This is a genomic window from Zoogloea sp., assembly GCF_028689785.1.
GTDB lineage: Bacteria > Pseudomonadota > Gammaproteobacteria > Burkholderiales > Rhodocyclaceae > Zoogloea.
Genome location: NZ_JAQVCN010000011.1, coordinates 48,274 through 70,617, shown reverse-complemented (window position 1 = coordinate 70,617; position 22,344 = coordinate 48,274). Strand labels below are relative to the sequence as shown.

Annotated in this window: 25 protein-coding genes; 16 read left to right on the top strand and 9 right to left on the bottom strand. The window is 66.4% G+C overall.

Annotation, left to right across the window (positions count from 1 at the left end; all coding sequences use genetic code 11):
• Window positions 1-6 precede the first annotated feature (6 nt).
• The 7 genes from PHI64_RS07765 (at window position 7) to PHI64_RS07735 (ending at window position 5,595) form a co-directional block, all read left to right on the top strand.
• Window positions 7-1,482, top strand: a complete 1,476-nt coding sequence (locus PHI64_RS07765) for a DUF4178 domain-containing protein (protein WP_299881127.1) — start codon at window positions 7-9, stop codon at window positions 1,480-1,482.
• Window positions 1,483-1,494: 12 nt separating this feature from the next.
• Window positions 1,495-1,647: a hypothetical protein gene (locus tag PHI64_RS07760; RefSeq protein WP_299881123.1), complete on the top strand. Its 153-nt coding sequence runs from the start codon at window positions 1,495-1,497 to the stop codon at window positions 1,645-1,647.
• On the top strand, window positions 1,644-2,018 hold the full coding sequence (speD, locus tag PHI64_RS07755) for an adenosylmethionine decarboxylase (RefSeq protein WP_299881120.1): 375 nt from the start codon (window positions 1,644-1,646) through the stop codon (window positions 2,016-2,018). Before PHI64_RS07760 ends, speD begins: the two co-directional genes overlap by 4 nt.
• Window positions 2,019-2,034: 16 nt before the next feature.
• Entirely contained in the window at window positions 2,035-2,613 is a 579-nt protein-coding gene (locus PHI64_RS07750) for a flavin reductase family protein (protein ID WP_299881117.1), read from the top strand.
• Between the two features lie 142 nt (window positions 2,614-2,755).
• A complete protein-coding gene (phaP, locus tag PHI64_RS07745; RefSeq protein ID WP_299881114.1) occupies window positions 2,756-3,334 on the top strand; it encodes a TIGR01841 family phasin in 579 nt (192 codons plus the stop codon).
• 74 nt (window positions 3,335-3,408) lie between these two features.
• Entirely contained in the window at window positions 3,409-4,485 is a 1,077-nt protein-coding gene (locus PHI64_RS07740) for a PHB depolymerase family esterase (protein WP_299881111.1), read from the top strand.
• Window positions 4,486-4,509: 24 nt separating this feature from the next.
• On the top strand, window positions 4,510-5,595 hold the full coding sequence (locus PHI64_RS07735) for an ADP-ribosylglycohydrolase family protein (protein ID WP_299881108.1): 1,086 nt from the start codon (window positions 4,510-4,512) through the stop codon (window positions 5,593-5,595).
• A gap of 9 nt (window positions 5,596-5,604) precedes the next feature.
• Here PHI64_RS07735 and PHI64_RS07730 read toward each other — a convergent pair whose 3' ends face one another.
• Window positions 5,605-5,901, bottom strand: a complete 297-nt coding sequence (locus tag PHI64_RS07730) for a DUF2502 domain-containing protein (protein ID WP_299881105.1) — start codon at window positions 5,899-5,901, stop codon at window positions 5,605-5,607.
• Between the two features lie 193 nt (window positions 5,902-6,094).
• On the opposite strand from PHI64_RS07730, the gene PHI64_RS07725 reads away from it, so the two are divergent.
• From PHI64_RS07725 to PHI64_RS07710, 4 genes are all read left to right on the top strand, one after another.
• The gene (locus tag PHI64_RS07725) at window positions 6,095-6,601 is read left to right on the top strand and encodes a hypothetical protein (protein ID WP_299881102.1); all 507 of its coding nucleotides are present in this window, start codon (window positions 6,095-6,097) and stop codon (window positions 6,599-6,601) included.
• A gap of 70 nt (window positions 6,602-6,671) precedes the next feature.
• Window positions 6,672-7,061 carry a hypothetical protein gene (locus tag PHI64_RS07720; RefSeq protein WP_299881099.1) on the top strand — a complete coding sequence of 130 codons (390 nt, stop codon included), beginning with the start codon at window positions 6,672-6,674 and terminating at the stop codon, window positions 7,059-7,061.
• A gap of 26 nt (window positions 7,062-7,087) precedes the next feature.
• Complete coding sequence (locus PHI64_RS07715) at window positions 7,088-8,047, top strand: 4Fe-4S binding protein (protein ID WP_299881162.1); 960 nt, start codon at window positions 7,088-7,090, stop codon at window positions 8,045-8,047.
• Window positions 8,044-8,535, top strand: a complete 492-nt coding sequence (locus PHI64_RS07710; protein WP_299881096.1) for a hypothetical protein — start codon at window positions 8,044-8,046, stop codon at window positions 8,533-8,535. Before PHI64_RS07715 ends, PHI64_RS07710 begins: the two co-directional genes overlap by 4 nt.
• 8 nt (window positions 8,536-8,543) lie before the next feature.
• Here the strand turns inward: PHI64_RS07710 and PHI64_RS07705 are convergent, their stop codons facing one another.
• The 3 genes from PHI64_RS07705 to PHI64_RS07695 all read right to left on the bottom strand — a co-directional run bounded on the left by PHI64_RS07705 (window position 8,544) and on the right by PHI64_RS07695 (window position 13,141).
• Complete coding sequence (locus tag PHI64_RS07705) at window positions 8,544-9,632, bottom strand: glycosyltransferase (RefSeq protein WP_299881092.1); 1,089 nt, start codon at window positions 9,630-9,632, stop codon at window positions 8,544-8,546.
• A 319-nt stretch (window positions 9,633-9,951) separates the two neighbouring features.
• A complete protein-coding gene (locus PHI64_RS07700; protein WP_299881088.1) occupies window positions 9,952-11,421 on the bottom strand; it encodes a PEP-CTERM sorting domain-containing protein in 1,470 nt (489 codons plus the stop codon).
• A 235-nt stretch (window positions 11,422-11,656) separates the two neighbouring features.
• Window positions 11,657-13,141, bottom strand: a complete 1,485-nt coding sequence (locus PHI64_RS07695; protein WP_299881085.1) for a YdiU family protein — start codon at window positions 13,139-13,141, stop codon at window positions 11,657-11,659.
• Window positions 13,142-13,296: 155 nt separating this feature from the next.
• On the opposite strand from PHI64_RS07695, the gene PHI64_RS07690 reads away from it, so the two are divergent.
• Entirely contained in the window at window positions 13,297-14,679 is a 1,383-nt protein-coding gene (locus PHI64_RS07690; RefSeq protein WP_299881082.1) for a histidine kinase, read from the top strand.
• Window positions 14,672-15,307 carry a response regulator transcription factor gene (locus tag PHI64_RS07685; RefSeq protein ID WP_299881080.1) on the top strand — a complete coding sequence of 212 codons (636 nt, stop codon included), beginning with the start codon at window positions 14,672-14,674 and terminating at the stop codon, window positions 15,305-15,307. Before PHI64_RS07690 ends, PHI64_RS07685 begins: the two co-directional genes overlap by 8 nt.
• Window positions 15,308-15,312: 5 nt before the next feature.
• On the opposite strand, the gene PHI64_RS07680 is transcribed toward PHI64_RS07685, so the two are convergent.
• Window positions 15,313-15,765: a regulator gene (locus PHI64_RS07680; protein ID WP_299881078.1), complete on the bottom strand. Its 453-nt coding sequence runs from the start codon at window positions 15,763-15,765 to the stop codon at window positions 15,313-15,315.
• 250 nt (window positions 15,766-16,015) lie between these two features.
• On the opposite strand from PHI64_RS07680, the gene PHI64_RS07675 reads away from it, so the two are divergent.
• Genes PHI64_RS07675 through PHI64_RS07665 form a run of 3 tightly spaced genes read left to right on the top strand, consistent with a single transcriptional unit; the run spans window position 16,016 to window position 17,711 of the window.
• Window positions 16,016-16,954, top strand: coding sequence for a hypothetical protein (locus PHI64_RS07675; protein WP_299881076.1), 939 nt, complete (start codon window positions 16,016-16,018; stop codon window positions 16,952-16,954).
• The gene (locus tag PHI64_RS07670; RefSeq protein WP_299881074.1) at window positions 16,951-17,436 is read left to right on the top strand and encodes a MotA/TolQ/ExbB proton channel family protein; all 486 of its coding nucleotides are present in this window, start codon (window positions 16,951-16,953) and stop codon (window positions 17,434-17,436) included. Before PHI64_RS07675 ends, PHI64_RS07670 begins: the two co-directional genes overlap by 4 nt.
• A complete protein-coding gene (locus PHI64_RS07665) occupies window positions 17,433-17,711 on the top strand; it encodes a hypothetical protein (protein WP_299881072.1) in 279 nt (92 codons plus the stop codon). The genes PHI64_RS07670 and PHI64_RS07665 overlap by 4 nt, the downstream gene beginning before the upstream one ends.
• Window positions 17,712-17,729: 18 nt before the next feature.
• Here PHI64_RS07665 and PHI64_RS07660 read toward each other — a convergent pair whose 3' ends face one another.
• The 4 genes from PHI64_RS07660 to bamE form a co-directional block, all read right to left on the bottom strand.
• Window positions 17,730-18,098: a DUF779 domain-containing protein gene (locus PHI64_RS07660; protein ID WP_299881070.1), complete on the bottom strand. Its 369-nt coding sequence runs from the start codon at window positions 18,096-18,098 to the stop codon at window positions 17,730-17,732.
• Between the two features lie 87 nt (window positions 18,099-18,185).
• On the bottom strand, window positions 18,186-19,706 hold the full coding sequence (locus PHI64_RS07655) for an aldehyde dehydrogenase family protein (protein ID WP_299881068.1): 1,521 nt from the start codon (window positions 19,704-19,706) through the stop codon (window positions 18,186-18,188).
• A gap of 242 nt (window positions 19,707-19,948) precedes the next feature.
• Window positions 19,949-21,730, bottom strand: coding sequence for a PAS domain-containing methyl-accepting chemotaxis protein (locus PHI64_RS07650; protein ID WP_299881066.1), 1,782 nt, complete (start codon window positions 21,728-21,730; stop codon window positions 19,949-19,951).
• 96 nt (window positions 21,731-21,826) lie between these two features.
• Window positions 21,827-22,309, bottom strand: a complete 483-nt coding sequence (gene bamE / locus PHI64_RS07645) for an outer membrane protein assembly factor BamE (RefSeq protein ID WP_299881064.1) — start codon at window positions 22,307-22,309, stop codon at window positions 21,827-21,829.
• Window positions 22,310-22,344 lie beyond the last annotated feature (35 nt).

The following is a 22,344-nucleotide window of genomic DNA, read 5'->3' as shown; positions in this document are numbered from 1 at the left end:
CCTCGGGTGTTCAAGCTCGCCTGCCCCAGCTGCGGCGCGGAGGTCGCCTTCCGTTCGGCCACCTCGGCCATGGCCGTGTGCGAGTACTGCCGCAGCACCCTGCTGCGGGAGGGCGAGGCGGTGCGCGATGCGGGCAAGATGGCGGTGGTGCTGGAAGACTACTCGCCCATCCGCATCACCACCTCGGGCATGTATGCCGGCCAGGCCTTCGGCGTGGTCGGGCGCATCCAGCTGCGCTACGAGGATGGCTTCTGGAACGAGTGGTACATCCTCTTCGACGACGGCAGCGCAGGCTGGCTGTCGGATGCCTCCGGCCAGTACGCGGTGACCCTCGACACCGGGCTGGCCGACGACGCCCCGCCCTTCGGCCAGATCGTGCCGGGCGGGCAGTACGCCTGGGACGGCGCCACCTTCACCGCGTCCGACCTGCGTACCGCGCGCTGCACTGCCGGCGAGGGCGAGCTGCCCTTCCAGGTCGGCCCCGGCTGGCAGGCGAAGGTGGCGGACTATCGCCAGGGCGTGCGCTTCCTCACCCTGGATTATTCCGAAGGCCCCAAGCCCCGCCGCTATGCGGGCAAGGCCGTGCAACTGGAGGATCTGCGCTGCCAGTTGCTGCGCTCACCCGACGAGATCACCGGCAGCGCCGGCCGCCTCAAGGGCAAGGCGGCGACCCTGGCTTGCCCGGCCTGTGGCGCATCCATCGCCTGGCGTCCGGCGGTGGCAGCCCATCTGCATTGCCCGGCCTGCGGCACCGAGAGCGACGCCACCACCGGCACTGCCGAGTTGATGGATGCCAGCCGCCGGGAGGCCATGCTGGCCACCACCCTGTCCCTGGGCGACGAGGCCCGCATCGACGGCAAGCCCTGGACCTTGATCGGCCTGATGAAATGCCGTGAAACCGGCGCGGCGGAAGAGTGGACCGAGTATCTGCTGTTCAACGAGAGCGCCGGCTTTCTGTGGCTGGTGGAGTCGACGGCCGGCTGGGACAAGGTGCGGGTGCTCGATACCTGGCCGGAGTCCGTGTCGTCCAGCGCCGTGCGCCATGAGGGCGCGGCCTACACCCGCATGCAGGCCTATGGTGCCGAGGTGGTGCGGGCCGCCGGCGCCTTCAACTGGCGGGTGAAGGTCGGCGACCGCGTCTCCATCACCGACTACCGGGGCAGCCGCGGCACCCTCACCAGCGAGCGCAGCCCGTCCGAGCTGGGCTGGTCCCTGGCCCAGCGGGTGCCGGCTGCCACCGTCGATGGCTGGTTCGGCAAGAAGGGGCGCATCACTGCGCCGGCCGCCCTCAGCGCCCTTGCGGGCAACAGTACGCGGATCGACCGGGACACCCTACGCCCCTTGGCCTGGGTGTTCACGGTACTGGTCCTGCTGGTGAATGTGCCCATTGCCTTCATGGGGGGGCTATACAGCTGGATGCTGATCTTCATCGCCGTCGGCATCCTGTGGCTTCCGGTTTACACCGATCTACTGGACGACTGAGCGATGTCACGCATGGGGTATATCGTTCTCGGGGTGGTCGTGCTGGTGATGGTCACGCTCATCAACCTTGAGCATGTCAGTGACCACAGCAGTGGTCGCAGCTGGAGCCGTAGTGGTGGCAGCGGTTCCGGCAGCTGGTCGTCCGGCGGTGGGGGGCACAAGTGAGTACCGACGTTCATCTGCCCAAGGGGCTGCATCTGCTGGCCGACTTCCATGGGGTGGCCGCCGAGCGCCTGTACGACACCCTCGCCATCGAGACCCTGCTGCGTGAAGCCGCCCGGGCCGCCGGTGCCACGCCGGTGGGCGGGCATTTCCACCCCTTCGGTCCGGGGCTGGGCGTCACGGGCGTGCTGCTGCTGCAGGAGTCCCATATCAGCATCCATACTTGGCCCGAGCACGGTTTTGCCGCGCTGGATGTGTTCATGTGCGGCGCCGCGCGGCCGGAGCGGGCGGTACAGGTCATCGCCGCTGCCCTGTGTCCGGCGTCCGTCAACTGTCGGGATATGCCCCGCGGTCAGCTCCCCTTACCGACTTGAGTCATTCTGCTTCATCATGATCGCCCCGTCTCCCTTCCAGTCCGTTCCTCTTTCCCAAGCTTACCGCCTGCTGAACCACGGCCCCACGGTGCTGGTCTCGTCTGCCCATGGTGACCGCCGCAACGTAATGGCGGCGGCCTGGAACATGCCCCTCGACTTCGATCCGCCCAAGGTGGCAGTGGTCATCGACAAGGCCACCCTGACCCGCGAGCTGATCGAAGCCTCAGGCCAGTTCGTGCTTGCCATCCCCGGCCGTGACCTGGCTGAGCGAACCCTCGCCGCCGGGTCGTGCTCGGGGCGCGAGGGCGACAAGTTCGAGGCGCTGGGCCTGGATGTGCTGCCGGCCAGCCAGGTCCAGGTGCCCCTGCCGGCGGGGTGCATTGGCTGGCTTGAGTGCCGGGTGATCGACGAGCCGCACATCCAGCGCACCTATGATCTCTTCCTGGGGGAGGTAGTGGCGGCCTGGGCTGACTCCGACATGTATTCGGCCGGCCGCTGGCATTTTCCGGAACAGGGCCGCAGCAGTATTCACTACGTTTCCGGCGGGCAGTTCTTTGCCACCGGAGAGGCCTTCGAGGTGGACCGCAAGGCGTGATGCGGGGTGTGTGGGCAGGCGCACCCAAAATATTTTGTGCACCGCACAAAAAGCGCTTGCATTCTCTTTTTGTGCGGTGCAACATAGCGCCATGCCGAATCATTTTCGGTGATCGCAAGCCAACCCACTTGAGGAGATCATCATGTCCGTTACCCCCGAGCAAATCGTCGCCGCCTCCAAAGCCAACGCTGAAGCCGGCCTGAAGTCCGCCACCAGCTTCGTGACCACCCTCTTCACCGCCGTCGAGCGCGTTTCCAGCCTGAACCTGGCTACCGCCCGCGCCGCCTTTGACGACAGCGTCGCCTTCTCCAAGGCCGTGCTCGCCGCCAAGGACCCGCAGGCCCTGGCCGCCCTGAACCTGGGCGCCGTGACCCCCGCCGTCGAGAAGTCCGTGGCCTACGGCCGCAGCCTGTCCGGCATCGGTGGTGATACCCAGGAAGAGCTGACCAAGCTGGTCGAGGCCGAAGCCGCTGCCCTGTCCAAGAACGTGGATAGCGCCCTGGAAAACCTCTTCAAGAACGCCCCGGCCGGCTCCGAGCCCGCCATCAAGGCTGTTAAGACCGCCCTGGCCAACGCCAGCTCGGCCTACGAAGGTGCCCAGAAGGCTGCCAAGCAAGTCGCTGCTGCTGCCCAGGCCAGCGTCGAGAAGGCCACCCTGGTTGCCGTCGAGAACGTCGAAAAGGGCACCAAGGCCGCTGCCAGCGCCCTCAAGGTTGCCTGATGACCCGATCAATCCTTGCGGATTGACGCAAAAAGGCCCTTCGGGGCCTTTTTTGCATTTCCGAGGAGCCGCGCATGGCCCGTCGCAAGTCACCCCTTGTCTCCGCCCTGTTCAAGCTGACCCGTGCCGGGGTGCGCCAATCGACAAAGATCGGCAAGGCGGCCACCCGCCAGGGTATCGCCGCGGGTGGCCGTCTGGCCAGTTCGGCCCGTCACGTCATGTCGGGCATTGCCACCCCTGCCGACGCACCGGCCACGGTAAGCGGCGGGCGCTGGCATGAAGGGCGCTGGGGGCTCGGCCCGCTGGCCATGCGCCGCTACCGCTTGTTCATTCCCAGTGGGGCGAGTGCCCGCCGCCCGATCCCCCTGCTGTTGCTCTTGCATGGTTGCGCCCAGGATACGGCGGCCTTCGCGGCGTCCACCCGCTGCGCTGCGGTGGCCCGGGAGCGCGGTTTTGCCGTGCTGATGCCCGAGCAGGCCCAGGAGGCCAACCCCCAGCGCTGCTGGAACTGGTTCGGCAGCGATGCCCGGGTGGGCATGGAGACCCGCATCCTGATGGCCATCGTCGAGCACGCGGTGAGCGCCCACCCACGCATCGGCGGGCCTCTGTGCGCGCTCGGCCTGTCGGCCGGGGGCGCGATGGCCTTGACCCTGGGCCTCGAATTCCCGGATCGCATTGTTGCTGTAGGCAGTCACTCCGGTGCCGCGCCCTACAGCGCGGTCACCCCCTTGCAGGCGGGGCAGACCATGCGTGGCCGGCGCTCTCCTGATGCCGAACCCGTCGCCCGGGCCCTCAATGGGCGTGCCGCCCCGCCCGTGCTGCTGATCCATGGGGATTTCGATCCAGTGGTGTCTTACGCCAACGCCGAGGCCGCCGCCGGTCTGTGGGCCGACCTGCTCCCCGAGGGAACGAAGTTGAGCCTGAGTAGTGGAGAGATCAACCGCGGTAGCCGGCGCCGCATCACCCGCCAGGACTGGAAGCTGGGGCGCCGGCCCTATGTGCGCCTGCTGCGCGTGCATGGGATGGGGCATGCCTGGAGCGGTGGTGCCGCCGGGCAGGCGTTTTCCGATCCGGAAGGCCCCGATGCCCTGCGCCTGGCCTGGCAGTTCTTCGCTGGTGTGATGGAACGGGCGCCGGACAAAGCCGTCTGACGGTTTTGAGCTGCGGAGTCTGCCATGCCCACCCAATCCCTGCAGGACCGTGCCGCGGGGGCCCTGATGGGCGCCTTCATCGGCGATGCCCTGGCCCTCGGCCCCCACTGGTATTACGACCTGGCTGAACTCCACGCCGACTACGGCGACTGGGTCAGCGGCTACACCGACCCGCGCCCCGGGCGTTACCACGCCGGTCTGAAAGCGGGCCAGGCCTCCCAGGCCGGCGTACTGCTGGCCCTGACGCTGGATTCGTTGGTGGCTCGGGGGGCTTACGACGAGGCGGACTTCTGCCGTCGGCTGGACGAGGACTTCTTTCCGCACATCGACGGGACACCGATGGCCGGGCCAGGCGGCTACACCAGCCAGTCGATGCGCGAGGCCTGGCGCCGCCGGGTGGGCGAGGGCCTGCCCTGGGGCCAGTGTGGCGGCAATGCCGACACCACCGAGGCCGCCGAGCGGGGGCTGGCCATTGCCGTGCGCTATGCCTTGCGGCCCGCCGAGCTGGCCGCGGCCCTGACTCGCAATACCCTGCTCACCCAGACCGACGGCACCGTGGTGGCCATGACCGTGGCCTTTGGTGCGGTGCTGGGCATGCTGGTGGAGGGGCATGCTCTCGATGCTGCTCTGTCAGGCAAGCTGATGGCCCGGGTCAAGAGCGGAGCACTGCCCTTTCATGCGGTGACCCGCGGCCGTCTCGGTGCCCCCCGGCCCGGCGAGCAGGAGGCGGCGGTGGCGGGGCGCTTCCCCTCTCCGGATGCCCTGCTGGGGCCGTCGGCCATGGCCGCGGCAGCCTACGACCCGGGCATCCGCATCGAACCGGCGTGGAAGGTGTCGCTGGTCTATGGCATGCCCTGTGCGGTGTATCACCAGTTTCCGGCGGCCTACTACCTGGCCGCGCGCTTTCGGGATGACTTCGAATCGGCCGTGCTGCATGCGGTCAACGGTGGCGGGCAGAACCAGGCCCGGGCCATCCTCGCCGGGGCCCTGGCCGGCGCCCAGGTGGGGCTGGCGGGCATCCCCCGGCGTTTCATTGATGGCCTGGAGGGGGGCGCATCACGCCTTGCCCAGGCTCGGCGACTGGCCGTCCAGCTGGCCGCCGAACACTGAGGCTCGACCTCAGCAGCGCCCCTTCTTTGCCTGCCCCGGTGGACAGTGGGAGGGGTGGTCGTGATGGGCTGGAGGGGCGCAATGACCGCGGAACTTGCGGTGCTTCTCGTAGCGATGGCAGTTGTCGTGCCACCAGCGTTCGTCGCGCCAGTTGCGACCGTCCCAGTAGCGCCCGTCGCGATCCCGGTCGCCGATATAGAGTGAGACGCCTGGTGCCCGAATGCTCAGGTCTACGTCGACGGCGTGGCTCGGGGTGGTGCCCAGCAGGCCCAACAGGCTCAGGCTGACAAGCAGTGTGGTGCGCATGGTGTTTTCCTCTGGATCGAAGCGAGTCACCCCACTTTACCTTCTTCGCCGGGCGGCTGTCCCGGGCGATACAGCCTGCCAGGTTCGAGCGGGCAGCGGCCTGATCGCCCGGAATATTCCAGTGTCGTTACAATGGCTGCCACCGGGCTGCCGGATGCTGCGGTGAAGGGCCCGGGTGAGTAGAGGAGAGAGCATGGGTGTTATTTTTGCCAAGACCCGCAAGGGGCACGATGAGATCGAAACACGCTCCGGTGGTCTGAGCCCCCGGGTGCGCCGGGTGCTGATCTTCGTGGACGGAAAACGCAGCGTGGAAGACCTGCGCGGCATGCTGCAATACGATGACCTGCAGCACACCCTGGGGCTGCTCGAAGAGGATGGTTTTATCGAGATGGGCGGCACGGCCGGCGTGCAGGGCGGGGCTGGTGTGCCCATGGCTCCGGCCTCCCTGACAGCCTTCCGCCTGCACCCTCCGGGTGACGATCCGGTGCGCCTGCAGAAGGCGCGCAACTTCATGCTCAACACCCTTAATGCCTTTGTCGGCGCCCTGGGGACCAGTTCCCTCCAGGACCGGGTCGAGGCGGCGCGCAGCCCGGCCGAACTGCGCTCGCTGTTTGACGAGTGGTATCACGCCATCGTGTCGTCCCGTGATGGCCGTCGTGAGGCCGAGCAACTGCGCAGCAAGCTGCTGGAAGTGATCTGAGCTCATCGCCGGGAGAGTTTATCCCGGGTCAAGTCCCTTCCCCGATGGCGGGGCTAAGCTCGGCCTGCCCATGGAACCCACAGCCCCCGATCCGGACATCCCCGGCCGCGAGATTGCCGTTGCCGCCGAGGCCCTGTACCTCGCCAATCTGATGCTCATCCCCGGCCTGGGTTTTGCTGCCCTGCTGGTGTTGTGGTGGCGGCAGCGCCGTACTGCCCCGGAGTTGGCCCGCGGCCACCTGCGGCAGACCCTTGCGGCCAGTCTGTGGGCCGGTGCGCTGCTGGTCCTGGCCAACGGGGCGATCATTCTCGCCGGGGGGTATGGTTCGGCCTCCACCTGGGTGGTGGTGATCCTGTATTTCACCACGTGTCATTCCACGCTGATCTTCTGTGGGGCTGTCGGCTTGGCCCGGGCGCTGGCCGGCAAGCCCTTCCGCTTTCCCCTGATCGGGCCGCGCTGATGGGGGCTCCGCGAGTCATCCCCATCATGCCGGTGACGTCTCCTGGTCGGTCGCGCCAGGCCCTGCGACGCTGGGTGCAGGCCGCCTTCTTCGTGCTTTTTGTTCTGGCGCCGGTGTTCGACCTGCTGCGTTTCGACCTTGTGGCTGGCCATGCCTGGTTGCTGGGTTTCGAGTGGCATGCGGGCCTGGAGGACTTCACCCGAGGCGGAATTGATGCCCCTGGGGCGGTGGCGCGGGTGATCGGTCGGGTGCTGCTGCCCATCCTCGGGGTGGGGGCACTGCTGCTCTGGGTGGCGTGGCGCTGGGGGCGGCTCTACTGCGGCTGGCTATGTCCACATTTCTCGGTGGTCGAAACCATCAATGCCTACATGCGCCGTGCCACCGGTCGGCCCAGTCTGTGGGAGTCGCGTCCGCTGCCACCGCGCGAGCCCGACGGCACGCCAGTGCGCTACGACCGGGCGTGGTGGTTGGTGACCGTGCCCCTGGCGGTGGGCTTTGCCTTCGTGTGGGCGGTGGTGCTGCTGACCTACCTGCTGCCGCCGTTCCAGGTCTATGGTCATCTGCTGGCCGGGGCGCCGACCCGCAACGAGTTCATCTTCATCACCGCCGGGACGCTGGTGCTGTCGGCCGAGTTCCTGTTCGCGCGGCACCTGTTCTGCCGCTATGCCTGTGCCATCGGGCTGTTCCAGAGCCTGGCCTGGATGGGCAACCGTTCGGCGATGGTGGTGGGCTTTAGCCGCGACCGGGCGGCCGACTGTGCCACCTGCTACAGTGCCTGCGACCACGTTTGCCCGATGCGCCTCAAACCTCGCAACATCAAGCGGGCCATGTTTACCTGCACCCAGTGCGCCCAGTGTGTCAGTGGCTGCGAGACCACCCAGCGAGACAACCCGGAAGGGCCTTTGCTCCGATGGGTGGCCGGTGAGGCGGCGGGCCACAACGAGGCGGCTTTCAGCGCGCCAAAACCGGAAAGGAAGATCCCGTGAGTGGTTTCAATGACTTTGCTATCGCCCGAGCCCTGCACGTGCTGGCGGTGCTGATCTGGATCGGTGGGGTGGCCTTCGTGACCTGGGTGCTGTTGCCGGCCTGCCGCGCGCTGGCGGACGGGCATGCCCAGCTGGAACTGTTCGAACGTCTGGAGCAGCGATTCGCCGCCATCGCCCGCTGGAGCGTGCTGCTGGCCGGCGTGTCGGGCTTGTGGTTGGTCTGGCGTCTGGATGCCTGGGCGCGCTTTGCCGATCCAGCCAGTTGGTGGTGGATGCACGGCATGGTGGCGGTATGGACGGCGTTTGCGCTGATGCTTTTCGTGCTTGAGCCCTTCGTGCTGCACCGGGTCTTCGAGGCGCGGGCCAGGCGCGATCCCATTGGGGCCATGGCCACCATCCAGCGTCTCCACGGGGTCTTGCTGGGGGTCAGCCTGGTGGTGCTGGTGGGGGCCGTGGCAGGCAGCCACGGAGGATTCGTCTTTGCCTAGGGTTTGCCTCAGGCGGTCAGCTCGGTGCCAACCAGCAGCTTTTCGAAGACACCGATCAGCTTTCTCGCCTGGGCTTCCATCGAGAAGCGTTCCAGCACCGTGCGGCGGGCGGCAAGCCCGACTTGCCGGCGATGTTCCGGGCTGCGCAGCGCGTCGATGGCGTCCAGCCATTCGGGGCGGGTCCGGGCGATGTAGCCATTGACGCCCTGTTCGACGATGTCGAGATAGGCCGGGACCGGGCTGGCGATGACCGGCAGCCCCAGGGCCATCTTGAGGGTCAGGCGGTTCTCGGATTTAACCTCCCAGTAAGACACCTTGCGACCGGGTAGAGGGTCGAAACGGGTGTCCACGGGGATGATGCCGATGTCCGTGTCGAGGAGGTCGGCATAGACCCGCTCAGGGTGCCAGGCGCGGGTCTGGAAGCCGGCGCTGCGCAGGGTACCCAGGCCGGGTTGACGGGGCTGGAGCAGGGCGCGCTTGAGGTGTCCGCGAATGGTCTGCTTGAGGCTAGGGCTCTCGGGGTAGCGCCCGACGACGGTCAGATCGAGATGGCGCGGGAGACGCCCGATCACGGGGATCGTCTCCAGTGTCGATGACGTGACCAGCACCGCCCGCAGCCGGGAGGCAGGCGTGCTGCCTGTGTCCCCGTCATGGGGGTGGCAGATGCCGGGGCGCTCGATGCCGTCGTGCACGATGTGGATCCGCTCGCGCAGCTCGGGCGCGTGTTGTTGGCGCAGGAACTCGGTGACGATGGTCGTGGCATCGGTGGCACCCACGATCTCGTCGTCAATGCGGTCGCACACGCCATACACCGTGCGGACTCCCATGTCGCGCAGCTTGCGCATTTCGGCAAGAACGCTGGGGCCATGGACTTTCTGGAAGAAGACCAGACTGCAACCCCGGGCCTTGACGCGTTCGGTGAGCCCGGTTACGTCAGGTGTTTCGGTGGCACTGGCTGGTTCGAAAACGATCTCGGGGTCGTAGCCGGCAGCCTTCAGAAGCGGGAAAACGTTGAGCACGGCGATACGCGTGCTCGGCAAGGGGCACGCCGAGTTCGACAGCAGGACGAAACCGATCCTTTTGTCGGCATGGCTCATTGGCCTCTCCTTGGGGGCTCCGGGTGCCCGTGTGCGGGATGCATGGACCGGAGCCTTCTATCCCATTGTTCTTGCCGCGAGGCGGCGTTCTATACCTGACTGAGCGTTCAGCCGCATGAGTACGAAACTTAACATGGGTGGCTTGGGCAGCGGCAGGCCCTGACAGGCTTGGGGGCAGACTATCCGCAGGGATCTGTGGTGTATGACACGCGGTGCCGCAATATCGGGGGCGAGAGAGGCGGGGAGAGCGCCCTTCCGGGCCGGTGAGGATTGCCGTCAACGCCATCACGGCGATCAGCCGTGATGGCGTGTACTCAGGTCAGACGCGGGACTGCTTCCGCCGCCGGGCCAGACCCAGCAGGCCGAGACTGGCCAAGAGAAGGGCTGCGGCGCTCGGTTCGGCGACCGTGTTGCCGGGCGGGACGGTACTGGTCGTGGAGAAAGGCTTGTACAGCCAGACTTCGGCGTCGCCGGTGGTGGAGGAGTACTCGTTCAGGGCAATGAAGGCATCGAGCTCCTCGATGTAGTCCCACTTGCCGAAAACGCCAGTGATGAAGTTTCCGCCGGGTTGGGCGAAGGTGGTGCTGATCAGTTTTTTCACCACCCAGGTGGTGAGCATCTTTCCGTTGGCATCATAGGTGGGCGTCACGGACCACACGGTGCCTTGATCGGAGCCGTCCCACAGCAGGATCTGACCTGTCTTCGAGTCGTACTCGATGGAGAACTTGGTGTTCATCTGGAAGGGGTTGCCAAACTCATCCACCAACTGGACGCCCACATCCTGATTGGCCCCCGGATCGGTGGGGTTGGACTTGTTCAGATCCCAGACGGCCAGGTTGGACGTGTACTTGCCGGTGACGATCGTTGTCCGGAGGAACAGGTTGTTCTTGGTGTCGATGGTCGCGGCGCCCGCATAGGCCGCGCTGTTGTACATTTCGCCGACCTTTTCCCAGGTGTCCAGGCCACCGTTGCGGAAATCACCCAGGGTGTAGCGGTACAGAGAGGGGAAGCCCGAGGAGCCTCGGTCGGCCGCGACATACACGACGTCCTTGCCGTTCTCGGTACGGTAGGCAGTTGCGGCGTTGACGTAGCTCTCGGGGGCTGTGCCGGTGGTTTGTGAGAAGCGGTTGGTCCACATCTCGCCGCCGATGGAGGCGGGGTCCCAACCGGAGCCGGTGGTACCGCCCACCTTGTTCGGATCAGCCTTGCTGGGGTCCCACAGCCAGGGGCCTGACGGGCTCACGGTGGTGCCGTCGAAGGTCTGGAATATGTCTCCATTCTGGAAGGCTGCGCCACCGAAGGTCACGAACATGCCACTCACGGGCAGGTAAACGTTGTTGTCGTAAGTGTGGGACGACTGGGGGGCGGCGTTGTCGACGACGAAATTGTTGGCGTCGAGACGGCTCGGCAGAGAACCGCGATCCCAGGCTCCGCTTGCGCCGTCCCAGACGTACATTTCGTTGCCCGAGTAGTTGCCATGGCCACCGCCCCACAGCAGCAGATCACCATTGGCGGAGTCCCATGCGACGGAGCTCCAGGCGATCACGACAGCGCCCGGGTTGTTGTAGCCATTGCCGATGGCCGCTGCGCCGGTCGGCTTGGCTGAGGAGAAAGTGTTTGTGCTGACTTTCACCCAGCCCCCTTCGGGAGTCGCACTGAGCAAGCTTTCCAGACGGGAAAGGTCTGCCGCAGCGTGGGCCGTGGAAGCTGCACCGGACATGACCAGTGCGGCCATGGAAACCAGCAGAGAGAGGCGTTTTTTTGTGGCGCGGGGGCCGGCAGTATTCATGGGTTGTCTCCGAGGTTGCGCCTGTGATCATCAGGTTCGGTGATTGGTCAGGCTGCTTGATCTTTCAGGTGGAGCAGCGGTGTGCTGGGCGAACCTGACAGACATGCAAGGTATGCAATTCTCGGACCATGTGTTGCTGAGTTTTATGTTGATGAAAATTAAAGATAATTTGCGGTGCGTGCGGGGACGCACCCGTGAATTGTAAAAAAAGTCGACACACTTTCGTGTCGTATCCTCAGCTTGAGCAGCTCACCGCCAGCCCTGCGGCCCATTCGGGCGGGGGGGCAGCAAAGCGCTCGTATTCGGGCTGCTCGTCGAAGGGGCGCGACAGGCAGGCGTGAACTGCGTGCACCTCGCTGTAGTCACCACTGCGTGCCGCCCGGATGGCGGATTCGGCGATCCAGTTGCGCAGCACGTATTTCGGATTCACGGCCTGCATGGTGGCCTGCCGCTCGGCGTCGGGGCGGGCCTCGGCACCCAGGCGGGCGCGCCACATGCCCAGCCAGGCGTCGGCGGCGGCGCGGTCGATGAAGAGGTCGCGCAGCGGGGCATCGGCGGCAACACGTCCGGCTTCGTCCACCTGCGCCGGCAGGCGGCCGAGCTGGCGGAAGAACTGGGTGTAGTCGGGGTGGTGATCCTGGAGCAGGCCGAAGGTCTCGCCGATGAAATCTTCGTCGCCGGGCAGGGCCTGGGTGAGGCCGAGCTTGGCGCGCATCAGATCCATGAAGTGGCGTTCGAAGGCCGGGGCGTAGCTCTCCTCGATGGCCGCCTGGACGGCGCCCTGCTCGCCGATCAGCGGGGCCAGGGCGCGGCCCAGGGCGTAGAGGTTCCAGTGGCCGATCTGCGGCTGCGACTTGTAGCTGTAGCGGCCGTGGTCGTCCGAGTGGTTGCAGATGTGGCCGGCGTCGAAGGTGTCCATGAAACCGAAGGGGCCATAGTCGAGGGTCAGGCCGAGGATGGACATGTTGTCGGTGTTCATGACGCCGTGCATGAAGCCGACCGCCTGCCAGTGGGCGATGAGCTCGCCGGTGCGCCGGCCCACGTCGCGCAGCAGGGCGTCGTAGGGGGTGGCGGCGTCACGGCACTCGGGACGGAAGCGGTCGATTACGTAGTCGGCGAGCTGGCGCAGGGTGTCCATCTGGCGCGTGGCCCGCCAGTGCTCGAAGGAGCCGAAGCGGATGAAGCTGGGGGCCAGGCGGGTGACGACGGCGGCGGTCTCGATGGTCTCCCGGCGCACCGGGGCGTCGGAGCCGACCACGCACAGGGCCCGGGTGGTGGGGATGCCGAGGGCGGCCATGGCTTCCGAACACAGGTACTCGCGGATGCTTGAGCGCAGCACGGCACGCCCGTCGGCAAAGCGCGAATAGGGTGTCTGTCCGGCGCCCTTGAGCTGGATCTCCCAGCCGCGGCCCGGCCCGGCGATTTCGCCGAGCAGGTGGGCGCGGCCGTCACCAAGCTGGCCGGCCCACATGCCGAACTGATGGCCGGAGTAGACCGCAGCGAGAGGTTCGCTGCCCGGCAGCAACTGGTTTCCGGCAAAGATCTGGGGAAATTCGGGGCGAGTCAGCTCGGCCGGGTCCAGCCCGATCAGCCCGGCCACCTCGGCGCTGGCCGCCACAAGGTAGGGGCGGGGCAGCGGCTCGGGGGCCAGGCGCGTGTAGAAGGTGGACGGCAGGCGCGCGAAGGCGTTGTCGAAGGGCAGGGTTTCGAGGGTGTGCATGATGGTTGGGGGGCCGTTGTGGTTATGGGTCGGGCAATTTGCCTGCCGGGGATCGGCTAAGCTGCGCTCCGAGGCGCCATGGGCGCTGTCCGGTAAATCCGACTAATTCAGTATGGTATGGTTCCGCGGCTGCCGGGGGAAGCATGAGTGAGCATATGAAAGAGGCGCAGGAGGCCGCGGCCGTCAACCTGAAGCGTCACCTGTTGCTGCGGGTGAGCCTGTTTGCTCTGGCCATCGGCGTGGCCGCCACCGCGGTGGTACTGCAGCAAGCGGTGGAGCGCATCGGCATCCACATCCAGCGCACCGGCGGCACCGTAGAGCGCCTGATCGCTGGCGAGGCAGACCGGACCCGGGACGCCTTCCGGCGCAGCCTCGACGGGATGACCCTGACTTCCCTGGATGGCATTGGTCCGCTGCTGGGTATCTGTGTGGCGGTGGATGACATCTACAAGCGGCCGGTGATCCGGCGCTGCTTCCATGAGGGGGGCGAGGCCCCTGCCGTGGTGCGCTGGATGCTGGCCGGGCTGATCGGACCGGAGCTGCATTACCGGGGAATGATCGGCCAGTATCCGGGGGTCAAGGTGGGGGAGTTCGTGGTCACGCCGGATCTGGATAGCGAGAGCCTGGCCGTGTGGAAGCAGATCCAGACCGTGCTGGGCATGACCCTGGGCATCCTGCTGCTCAATCTGCTGATCTACCGGCCGGTGCGCCGGGCCCTGCGCCCTGCCGACCAGATTCTGGCGGTGCTGGGGCGCATGGAGGCCGGTGAGCTGACAGCCCGCATGCCGCGCCCCCGGCTGATCGAGCTGCGCCGCATCGCTGCGGGCTTCGATCATTTGGCCGAACAGCTGCAAAAGACCCTGGCTGCCCAGCGCCACCTGGCCCTGCACCTGTTGGCTGTGCGCGAGGAAGAGCGGCGCCGGCTGGCCCGGGAGCTGCACGACGAGTTTGGCCAGTGCTTGGCCTCCATCGGTGCCGAGGCCGCTTTCATCCGGGGCCGCGCCGAGGTGCAAGCCCCGGAGTTGCTGCCGGCCGCCCGTGCGGTGGCCGCGGTGACGGCACACATGATGGAGAGCCTGCAGGGCATCCTGCTGCAACTGCGCCCGGTGGGGCTTGAGGAGTTTGGCTTGAAGGCCGCCCTCGGCGAGCTGGTGGGGGGGTGGCAGCGCCGCCAGCCCGACTGCCGCTTCGAGCTCACGCTGCGCGGGGAGATCGATGCCTTGCCCGATGCGTTGCGCACCGGCCTTTACCGCATCGTCCAGGAGAGCCTCACCAACGCCCTGCGCCATGGCAAGCCACAGCAGGTGGTGGTGGGCCTGGAATGCGATGTGACGGGCTGCCGCCTGTGGGTGGATGACGACGGTGAGGGCCGCAATGAGCCGAGCGCGGGCAGCGGCCTGGGGGTGCTCGGCATGCACGAGCGGGTCGAGGCCCTGGGAGGGCGCTTTGCGCTGCAGCCGCGGCACCCCAGGGGTATGCGGGTGGAGGCGGATTTTCCGGCAGAGGCCGTGCGGGCCGTGGAGATGAATCATGAGTGAAGCCTGCCGCCTGGTGCTGGTGGACGACCATGCCATCGTGCGGGAGGGCTACCGGCGCCTGCTTGAGTCGCGTCCCGATCTGCTCATCGTTGGCGAGGCCGCCAGTGCGCGGGAGGCCCTCGACCAGTACAAGGCGCTGATGCCGGATGTGCTGGTGCTCGATCTCGGGCTGCCTGACATGGGGGGCGTGGAGCTGATCCGGCGCCTGCTCCAGCGCGACCCGACAGCCCGCATCCTGGTATTTACCATGCACCGGGAGCCGCTCTTCGCCACTCAGGCCCTGCGCGCCGGTGCTCTGGGTTACGTTACCAAGAGCAGTCCGCCGGAGGTGCTGGTGAGTGCGGTTTACCAGGTGGCGGCGAGGCGCCAGGTGATCAGCCCCGATATCGCCCCGGAGCTGGCCCTGGCCCTCATCGACCGCCCCAGGGAGCGCCTGGCCGAACTGGCCCCGCGGGAGTTCGAGATCCTGCGCCTGCTGCTGGACGGCTGCAGTGCCGAAGAGATCGGCACGCGCCTGTCCATCTCCGCCAAGACGGTGCAGAACTGTCACTACCAGATCAAGAGCAAGCTCGGCGTGCGCAGTGACATCGAGCTGACACGCCTGGCGCTGCGCATGGGCCTGATCTGAGCCGCTCAGGCGGCCACTGCCGGGGCCTGCTGCTGGGCTTCGAAGATGGCCTGGAGGGTTTCCAGGGTGATTTCCGCAATCGGCTGACCGGCGTCGTCGAGGATCTCGTAGAGGATCTCCCCCGGCTGGGGGCGCATGCTGAACAGCACGACCGCGTCGGTGGCGCCGCCTCCTTCCCGGTGGGGGGCCTCGCTCGCCGGTGACACGGTGTGGCTGCCGGTGGGGCGCACCTCACGCAGGCGCCCATCCATCTCGTACAGGCGGTGCTCCCCTTGCACCACGAAGGTGTGATTGAGGGCCTTGTGGCGATGCAGAACGATCTGCTGGTTGGCGTCGAAGCGGAACAGCACGTCGGCAATGCGCTGCTGCATGTCCACCTGCAGGATTCGGAAGGCGAAGTGGGGAAAGTCGCCAAAGGGCTGCCAGGGGATGTTGCGGATGTCGAAATGCGGGGTCATGGATGTCTCTCCTTGTGGATTGGGCCGGATGGCGGGCTCCAGTAGAAACCACAGGGGAGGGGGGCGCCGAGGTCAGCCTGCCCGTAAAACCGTGGGCATTTCGCCCGGCCCGTCGGGCTGTGGCAGCACGGGCAAATTGCCCGCTCCGATCAGGGCAGGATGCCGCAGACCAGGCGGGGGCCGGGCCGTAGAGTCCCGACGGAGGGACTGGGCCAGGTGGCTCCGTCCGTCATCCACCTCCGGAAGGCCCATGCGGACACTCTTCATCGCCACCTCGCTAGCCACAGCCCTGCTGTCCGGCAGCGTGAGTGCCAACAACCTCTTTTGCGGCGGGCCGGTACCTCAGACCGGTGAGCCCACCGACCTGGCCCATGTCGTGGGCGATCAGACCCTCGAATACATGGCCGATCAGCCCGCCAGCATGATGGTGTGCAGCAAGGGCTATCTCTTCGAGAAGTGTGGCGATCATGCCACGGCCATGCGCATCTTCGACCGCTGCATTGAGGCCGGCTACATCGGCGCGATGATCTGGAAGGCCTTGATGTTGCAGGACGGCGCCCTGGGGGAGCCCGATCTGCCGGGGGCTGCGGCGCTGATGCGCCGGGCGGCTGAAGCGGGTGATTCGCCCTATGCCACCCTCGGCAAGCTCCATTACGCCAGCGCTCTGCAGGAAGGCAAGGGCGTGGCCCGGGATGTGGCTGCAGCGCGGCAGTGGTTCGAGGCCGCCGCCGCCGATGGCAATCCTGACGCCATCGAGTTTCTGCGCACCGGCTACCACGTGGGCGACCGGGACGGGACGGCCCGGGGGGTGGGTGTCGCACCCGCCTCCGTGGCGGTGGCTGCGCCCCTGCCCGGTGAGTTGTTCGACGAAGCCGGGCCGGCCCGGGCCGTGCCGGCATCCCCGCCCGGGAGGCCCGCCAGCGCCCGGCATCTGCTTGCAGCTGCACCGGCAACCCGGCCCGCCCTGGCGTTGCCCGTGCCGTCCCTTGCCTCCCCGCCCGCGGCCTTGCCGGAGGCCCGGCCGGTGCGCGCAGCGCAACGCCTGGTGCCACTCCCTGTCAGCGGCAGCGCGGCCCCGCCGGGCGCCACCCCGCTTGCTGGCCTGATCGTGCTGCTGGTGCTGGCCGGGGCGCTGCGCCAGGGCTGTGCCCGCCCCTCTCTTTCTCCACTCTCCGTACCTGAACCATGAATGCTTCCATTGACGGCCTGATGTATGCGGCCAGCCAGCTGTTCCTGATTCCTGTGTTGTTGGCCATTGGCCTGCTTTTTGCGCACGCCTTCTACGCCCTAGGGGCCTTCCTGTGGCAGGCGCGTCAGCGCCGGGCCGGGGTGGCTGCGGGTTTCGAGTTGGCCGAGGCCTGTCGCCGCAATCCGGGGCTGCTGCTGGCCGACCTGGAGGCCCTGGCCCTGCGCCGTCTGGAGTTTGCCCGCATCGCTACCCGGGTGGCGCCGCTGCTGGGGCTGGTGGCCACCATGATCCCCATGGGGCCGGCCCTCAAGGCCCTTGGTGACGGCAGCCTCGGGGACGTGTCACGCAGCTTGATGGTGGCCTTTTCTGCGGTGATCCTGGCCCTGATTGCGGCAGCTCTGAGTTTCGCGGTGGTGAGTGTGCGCCGGCGCTGGTACGCCGCCGATTTGCTTGCCATCGAGAAGGAAGGGCTTGCCCGATGAGCCGGATCCGCCTGCGTCTGACCGAGGAGGGGGAGGGGGATGACCCCCTGTTGTCCCTGGTCAATCTGATCGATGTGTTCCTGGTTCTCGTGGCGGCGCTGCTCCTGACGCTGGCACGCACGCCCTCCGCAGGTCCGGGCGCACGCCCCTTGCCAGAGAGCCCGAAGGTCGAGCGCTTTCAGGGGGAGGGGGCGGCGACCACGGCAGAGGGGGGCGTTCGGGCAGGCACGGCCTACCGTTTGCCCGACGGTTCCCTGGTAGTGGTGCCGGAGTAAGTTCCCCCGGGCGGCGCCTCAGGCGCCGTCGATGGGTTTGAGGGTGGCCAGCTCGGCGTCGGAGAAGAGGCGGGAGCGTGTGACGAAGGCCTTGCCCCGGCCACAGTCGAGGGAGAAGTCGCCGCCGTTGCCGGGCTGGGTATCGAGGATCAGCTGGCTGTTCTCGTAATACTGGAATTCCTGGTGCCCCAGGTAGAAGTCGGCGCCGCCCACCTGGCCAAGCAGGATCATCGTCTGCCCGGGCAGGATTTCACCCACCTTGTAGCAGTTGGGGACGCTGCCGTCACAGCAACCTCCGGAGAGCAGGAACAGCAGGGGGCCGAAATCGGCGCGCAGTTCGTCGATGAACTGCAAGGCGGCTTCGGTGGCAGTGATGCGATCGACCATCGTTACGTCCTCGGGTGAGGTAAACGAAAAAAACGGGGCGAGTTGTCTCGCCCCGTAACACCTTGCCTTACACGTACAACACTTGGATCAGAAGAAGCCCAGTGCGTTCGGGCTGTAGCTGACCAGCAGGTTCTTGGTCTGCTGGTAGTGGTCAAGCATCATCTTGTGGGTTTCGCGACCAATGCCGGATTCCTTGTAGCCGCCGAAGGTGGCGTGGGCAGGGTAGGCGTGGTAGCAGTTGGTCCACACGCGGCCGGCCTTGATGTTGCGACCCATGCGGTAGGCGCGGCTGCCGTCACGGCTCCACACGCCGGCGCCGAGGCCGTACGGGGTGTCGTTGGCGATCTCGAGGGCTTCGGCTTCGTCCTTGAAGGTGGTCACGGCCAGCACCGGCCCGAAGATCTCTTCCTGGAACACGCGCATCTTGTTGTGGCCCTTGAACAGGGTCGGCTGGATGTAGTAGCCGCCGGCCAGATCGCCATCCATGTGGGTACGGTCGCCGCCGGTCAGGCACTGGGCGCCTTCCTGACGACCGATTTCCATGTAGGCCATGATCTTGTTGAGCTGGTCCTGGGAGGCCTGGGCGCCCATCATGCTGTCGGTGTCGAGGGGGCTAAGCTGCTTGATGGCCTTGACGCGGGCCATGACCTTTTCCATGAAGCGTTCGTAGATCGATTCCTGGATCAGGGCGCGGGACGGGCAGGTACACACTTCGCCCTGGTTGAAGGCGAACAGCACCATGCCTTCGACAGCCTTGTCGAGGAAGGCGTCGTCGGCCGCCATGATGTCTTCAAAGAAGATGTTGGGGGACTTGCCGCCCAGTTCAAGGGTGGCGGGGATCAGGCTGGTGGCGGCGGCCTGGGCGATCACGCGGCCGGTGGCGGTGGAGCCGGTGAAGGCGATCTTGGCGATGCGGCGGCTGGTGGCCAGCGGCATGCCGGCTTCACGGCCGTAGCCATTGACGATGTTCAGCACGCCCGGGGGCAGCAGGTCGGCGATCAGCTCGGTCAGGATCAGGATCGAGATCGGGGTGGATTCGGCGGGCTTGAGCACCACGCAGTTGCCGGCACCGATGGCGGGAGCCAGCTTCCAGGCGGCCATCAGGATCGGGAAGTTCCAGGGGATGATCTGGCCAACGACGCCCAGGGGCTCGTGGAAGTGGTAAGCGACGGTGTTCTCGTCGATTTCGGAGATGCCACCTTCTTGGGCGCGCAGGCAGCCGGCGAAGTAGCGGAAGTGGTCGACCGCCAGGGGGATGTCGGCGTTCAGGGTTTCGCGGATGGCCTTGCCGTTATCGACGGTCTCGGCGTAGGCGAGCTTCTCGATGTTGGCTTCGAGACGGTCGGCGATCTTCAGGAGGAGGTTGGCACGCTCGGCAGCCGGGGTGCGGCCGAACTTGTCGGCGGCAGCGTGGGCGGCATCCAGGGCCAGTTCCACGTCTTCGGCGCCGGAGCGGGCGGCCTGGGTGTAGGGCTTGCCGGTGATCGGGGTGATGACGTCGAAGTACTCGCCCTTGACCGGAGCGACCCACTTGCCGCCGATGAAGTTGTCGTACTTGGACTTGTATTGGACCTTGGCGTCGGCGGAACCGGGCAGTGCATACAGCATGGAAGTCTCCTCCTGGATTTGGATTGAAAACGCTTGGCGCAGCGTTAATCCTTATCAGCAGGGGTCGTGCCAGGGGGTGATCAGCATCGCTTATGATGAGAAATTCTTTCTTTATCAGTCGCTTGTGTGGTTTGTCTCAAAATGCGGCATTGCACCAATTGGCATGGGGGTGTGTTTAATAATGGAACAGGTGCTCCATGCGATGTGCACGATGGAGCACCTGCCCTTCCGGGGGAGGCAGCTCAGGCGATGCGGAAGCGGTCGGAAAGGGCTTCCAGCGTCCGGGCCAGGTCTTCCAGCTCGCCAGCGGCGTGGGTGATGCGTGCGGCACTGGCTGCATTGGATTCCGAGGCGTTGGCGATCTGTTCGACGCGCAGGGCGATGTCCCGGGCGGCGGAAGACTGCTCGTTGAGGCCGAGCGTGATGCCTTCCACCGAGCTCAGCACCTGTCGGCTGCTGTCCTGGATGGTGTGGATGGTGCTGCCGGCCTGATCGGCAAGGGCGACGCCGCGGCTCACCCGCTCGACCCCGCCGTCCATGTCATCGGCGGCACTGCGGGTGGCGGCCTGGATGCGCTCGATCATCGAGGTGATCTCGGCGGTGGAGTTGGCCGTGCGTTCGGCCAGCTTGCGCACTTCGTCTGCAACCACGGCAAAGCCCCGCCCCGATTCGCCCGCCCGCGCCGCCTCGATGGCGGCATTCAGCGCGAGTAGATTGGTCTGGTCAGCGATCTCGCGGATCACCCCGACGATCATCGAGATCTCTCCGGACAGGCTTTCCAGATTGCGGACCGACTGGGCGGTGTGATTGACCGATTCGGCGATGCTGCGCATTTCGGCGAGGGCGTCGCCGATGACCCGGGAGCCCAGGGCCGCCTGCTGGCCGGAATGTTCCGACAGCTCCCGGGACTGGCGGGCGTGGTCGCTGATGTGGTCGATGGAGACGGACAACTCCTCGATGGCGGCAGCCATGGCCGAGGCGGATTCGGACTGGGCCTCGGCCAGCACCCGGGTATCGCCAGCGGTGCCGCTCAGGCTGCTGGCGTTGCCGAGCAGCACCTTTACCTCGTTGCGGATCGACGCGATCAGTTCGTGCAGGTTGTTGCGCATCACCGCCAGGTGAACGATGAGCTGGCCGAGTTCATCATTACTGGCGGCGGGGAGGGGTTGCAGCATGTTGCCGGCGGCGATGGCTTCGGCCACACGCTTGCCTGCGTTTACCGACTGATGCAAGCGCCTGATCAGCAGCCAGCTGGCTATGGCGGCCAGAGCCACGCCCCCGGCCCCCAGGGTGGCCAGCAGGGTCCGGGTCTGTCCGTAATCGGCTTCGATGTGGCTGTGGGCAGCCTCGGAGGCATCGGCAAGGCGCTTCAGCTGCTCCCGGGCGGGGGTGTCCGGGGCTGCTTGTTGAAATGCCTGGGCCTGCCCTTGGTGAAGGGTGTCGATGGTGTGGCGTGCCCGTTCGGTGGCATTCAGGCCGACAATGCCGATGCACAGGCACAGGGCGGCCAGACCGGCATTGATGAGCCCGATGCGTGTTGCCAGCCTGGTGCGGGGCAGGGCCTTGGCAATCGCCGCACTCACGCCGCTTGCGGCGAGGCGGCCTTCATCGAGGCGGATGGCCGGGTCCTGGCGCATGCGGGCGTAGAGGGCTTCGGCACTGCTGATTTCTTCGGGTCGAGCCTTGATGCGTACCGACATGTAGCCCGAGCCATCGGCGAGAGGTGTGGCTGTGGCACGGACCCAGTAGAAATCACCGTTTTTGCGGCGGTTCTTGACGATGCCGCTCCATGGACGCCTGTGCTGAAGGGTGGACCACATGTCCCGGTAGGCCTCCGGCGGCATGTCCGGGTGACGCAGAATGTTGTGGGGTTTGCCAATCACCTCTTCGCGGTTGAAGCCGCTGGCAATGACGAACTCGTCATTGCAGTAAGTGATATGCCCGGCCAGATCAGTACGGCTGATGATGGCTGCACCCTTGGCAATCGGGTACTCGTTCTGTGTGACTGGCAGATTTTGGCGCATGACGGGCTCAGGGCATGGGCAAGAACCCGTGTAACGGCTGTTTTACGCCTTGTCTTGAATCAATTTTATCCGTCCGGAATGATCTGTTGACTTAGGTCAGCCCCGGGGTTGAACCGAGCGGCTAGTGGTGGTGACTTGCCCGTTTTCTCCGAAATGGATATTGAAGAAGACGTCGGCACTGAATTCGGGGGGCAGGCGCCAGTCCCATACCTCTTCCTTTTTCAGGGCGAAGCTCTGGATCGAGCGTGGCTTGCCCAGAAGGCGGCGTACCTGGTCCTTCGTCCAGCCGGGTTGAACCCGGGCGAAATTCTGGGGGGTGAGCACGTTCTCGAGGCTCTTTAGGATGTTGTCGGGCCCCACCGTGGCCATGAAGCACTCCGTGCCTTCCGGCTGGCGGGTGTATTCCCAGGTCACGCTGCCGTCGTCGTTGCGCCACTCGATACCGGGCTTGCCGAGCTTGTCGCGCACTTCGTAGCCGGTGGAGACGCCGGGCTTGAGTTCATTCACGGTGACGGCATCGCAGGCGGCCAGACCGGCCACGGCGACAGCGCCGACAAAGAGGGAAAACAGCCTGCGCATCGAAGGATCTCCGGATGGGCCCGCGTCCCGCCAAA

Excerpts from the sequence above, each read along its gene's own strand:
- PHI64_RS07760 (WP_299881123.1), top strand. The coding sequence starts at position 1,495 with ATGGGGTATATCGTTCTCGGGGTGGTCGTGCTGGTGATGGTCACGCTC.
- PHI64_RS07750 (WP_299881117.1), top strand. The coding sequence starts at position 2,035 with ATGATCGCCCCGTCTCCCTTCCAGTCCGTTCCTCTTTCCCAAGCTTAC.
- phaP (WP_299881114.1), top strand. The coding sequence starts at position 2,756 with ATGTCCGTTACCCCCGAGCAAATCGTCGCCGCCTCCAAAGCCAACGCT.
- PHI64_RS07740 (WP_299881111.1), top strand. The coding sequence starts at position 3,409 with ATGGCCCGTCGCAAGTCACCCCTTGTCTCCGCCCTGTTCAAGCTGACC.
- PHI64_RS07735 (WP_299881108.1), top strand. The coding sequence starts at position 4,510 with ATGCCCACCCAATCCCTGCAGGACCGTGCCGCGGGGGCCCTGATGGGC.
- PHI64_RS07730 (WP_299881105.1), bottom strand. The coding sequence starts at position 5,901 with ATGCGCACCACACTGCTTGTCAGCCTGAGCCTGTTGGGCCTGCTGGGC.
- PHI64_RS07725 (WP_299881102.1), top strand. The coding sequence starts at position 6,095 with ATGGGTGTTATTTTTGCCAAGACCCGCAAGGGGCACGATGAGATCGAA.
- PHI64_RS07720 (WP_299881099.1), top strand. The coding sequence starts at position 6,672 with ATGGAACCCACAGCCCCCGATCCGGACATCCCCGGCCGCGAGATTGCC.
- PHI64_RS07715 (WP_299881162.1), top strand. The coding sequence starts at position 7,088 with ATGCCGGTGACGTCTCCTGGTCGGTCGCGCCAGGCCCTGCGACGCTGG.
- PHI64_RS07705 (WP_299881092.1), bottom strand. The coding sequence starts at position 9,632 with ATGAGCCATGCCGACAAAAGGATCGGTTTCGTCCTGCTGTCGAACTCG.
- PHI64_RS07700 (WP_299881088.1), bottom strand. The coding sequence starts at position 11,421 with ATGAATACTGCCGGCCCCCGCGCCACAAAAAAACGCCTCTCTCTGCTG.
- PHI64_RS07695 (WP_299881085.1), bottom strand. The coding sequence starts at position 13,141 with ATGCACACCCTCGAAACCCTGCCCTTCGACAACGCCTTCGCGCGCCTG.
- PHI64_RS07690 (WP_299881082.1), top strand. The coding sequence starts at position 13,297 with ATGAAAGAGGCGCAGGAGGCCGCGGCCGTCAACCTGAAGCGTCACCTG.
- PHI64_RS07685 (WP_299881080.1), top strand. The coding sequence starts at position 14,672 with ATGAGTGAAGCCTGCCGCCTGGTGCTGGTGGACGACCATGCCATCGTG.
- PHI64_RS07680 (WP_299881078.1), bottom strand. The coding sequence starts at position 15,765 with ATGACCCCGCATTTCGACATCCGCAACATCCCCTGGCAGCCCTTTGGC.
- PHI64_RS07675 (WP_299881076.1), top strand. The coding sequence starts at position 16,016 with ATGCGGACACTCTTCATCGCCACCTCGCTAGCCACAGCCCTGCTGTCC.
- PHI64_RS07670 (WP_299881074.1), top strand. The coding sequence starts at position 16,951 with ATGAATGCTTCCATTGACGGCCTGATGTATGCGGCCAGCCAGCTGTTC.
- PHI64_RS07665 (WP_299881072.1), top strand. The coding sequence starts at position 17,433 with ATGAGCCGGATCCGCCTGCGTCTGACCGAGGAGGGGGAGGGGGATGAC.
- PHI64_RS07660 (WP_299881070.1), bottom strand. The coding sequence starts at position 18,098 with ATGGTCGATCGCATCACTGCCACCGAAGCCGCCTTGCAGTTCATCGAC.
- PHI64_RS07655 (WP_299881068.1), bottom strand. The coding sequence starts at position 19,706 with ATGCTGTATGCACTGCCCGGTTCCGCCGACGCCAAGGTCCAATACAAG.
- PHI64_RS07650 (WP_299881066.1), bottom strand. The coding sequence starts at position 21,730 with ATGCGCCAAAATCTGCCAGTCACACAGAACGAGTACCCGATTGCCAAG.
- bamE (WP_299881064.1), bottom strand. The coding sequence starts at position 22,309 with ATGCGCAGGCTGTTTTCCCTCTTTGTCGGCGCTGTCGCCGTGGCCGGT.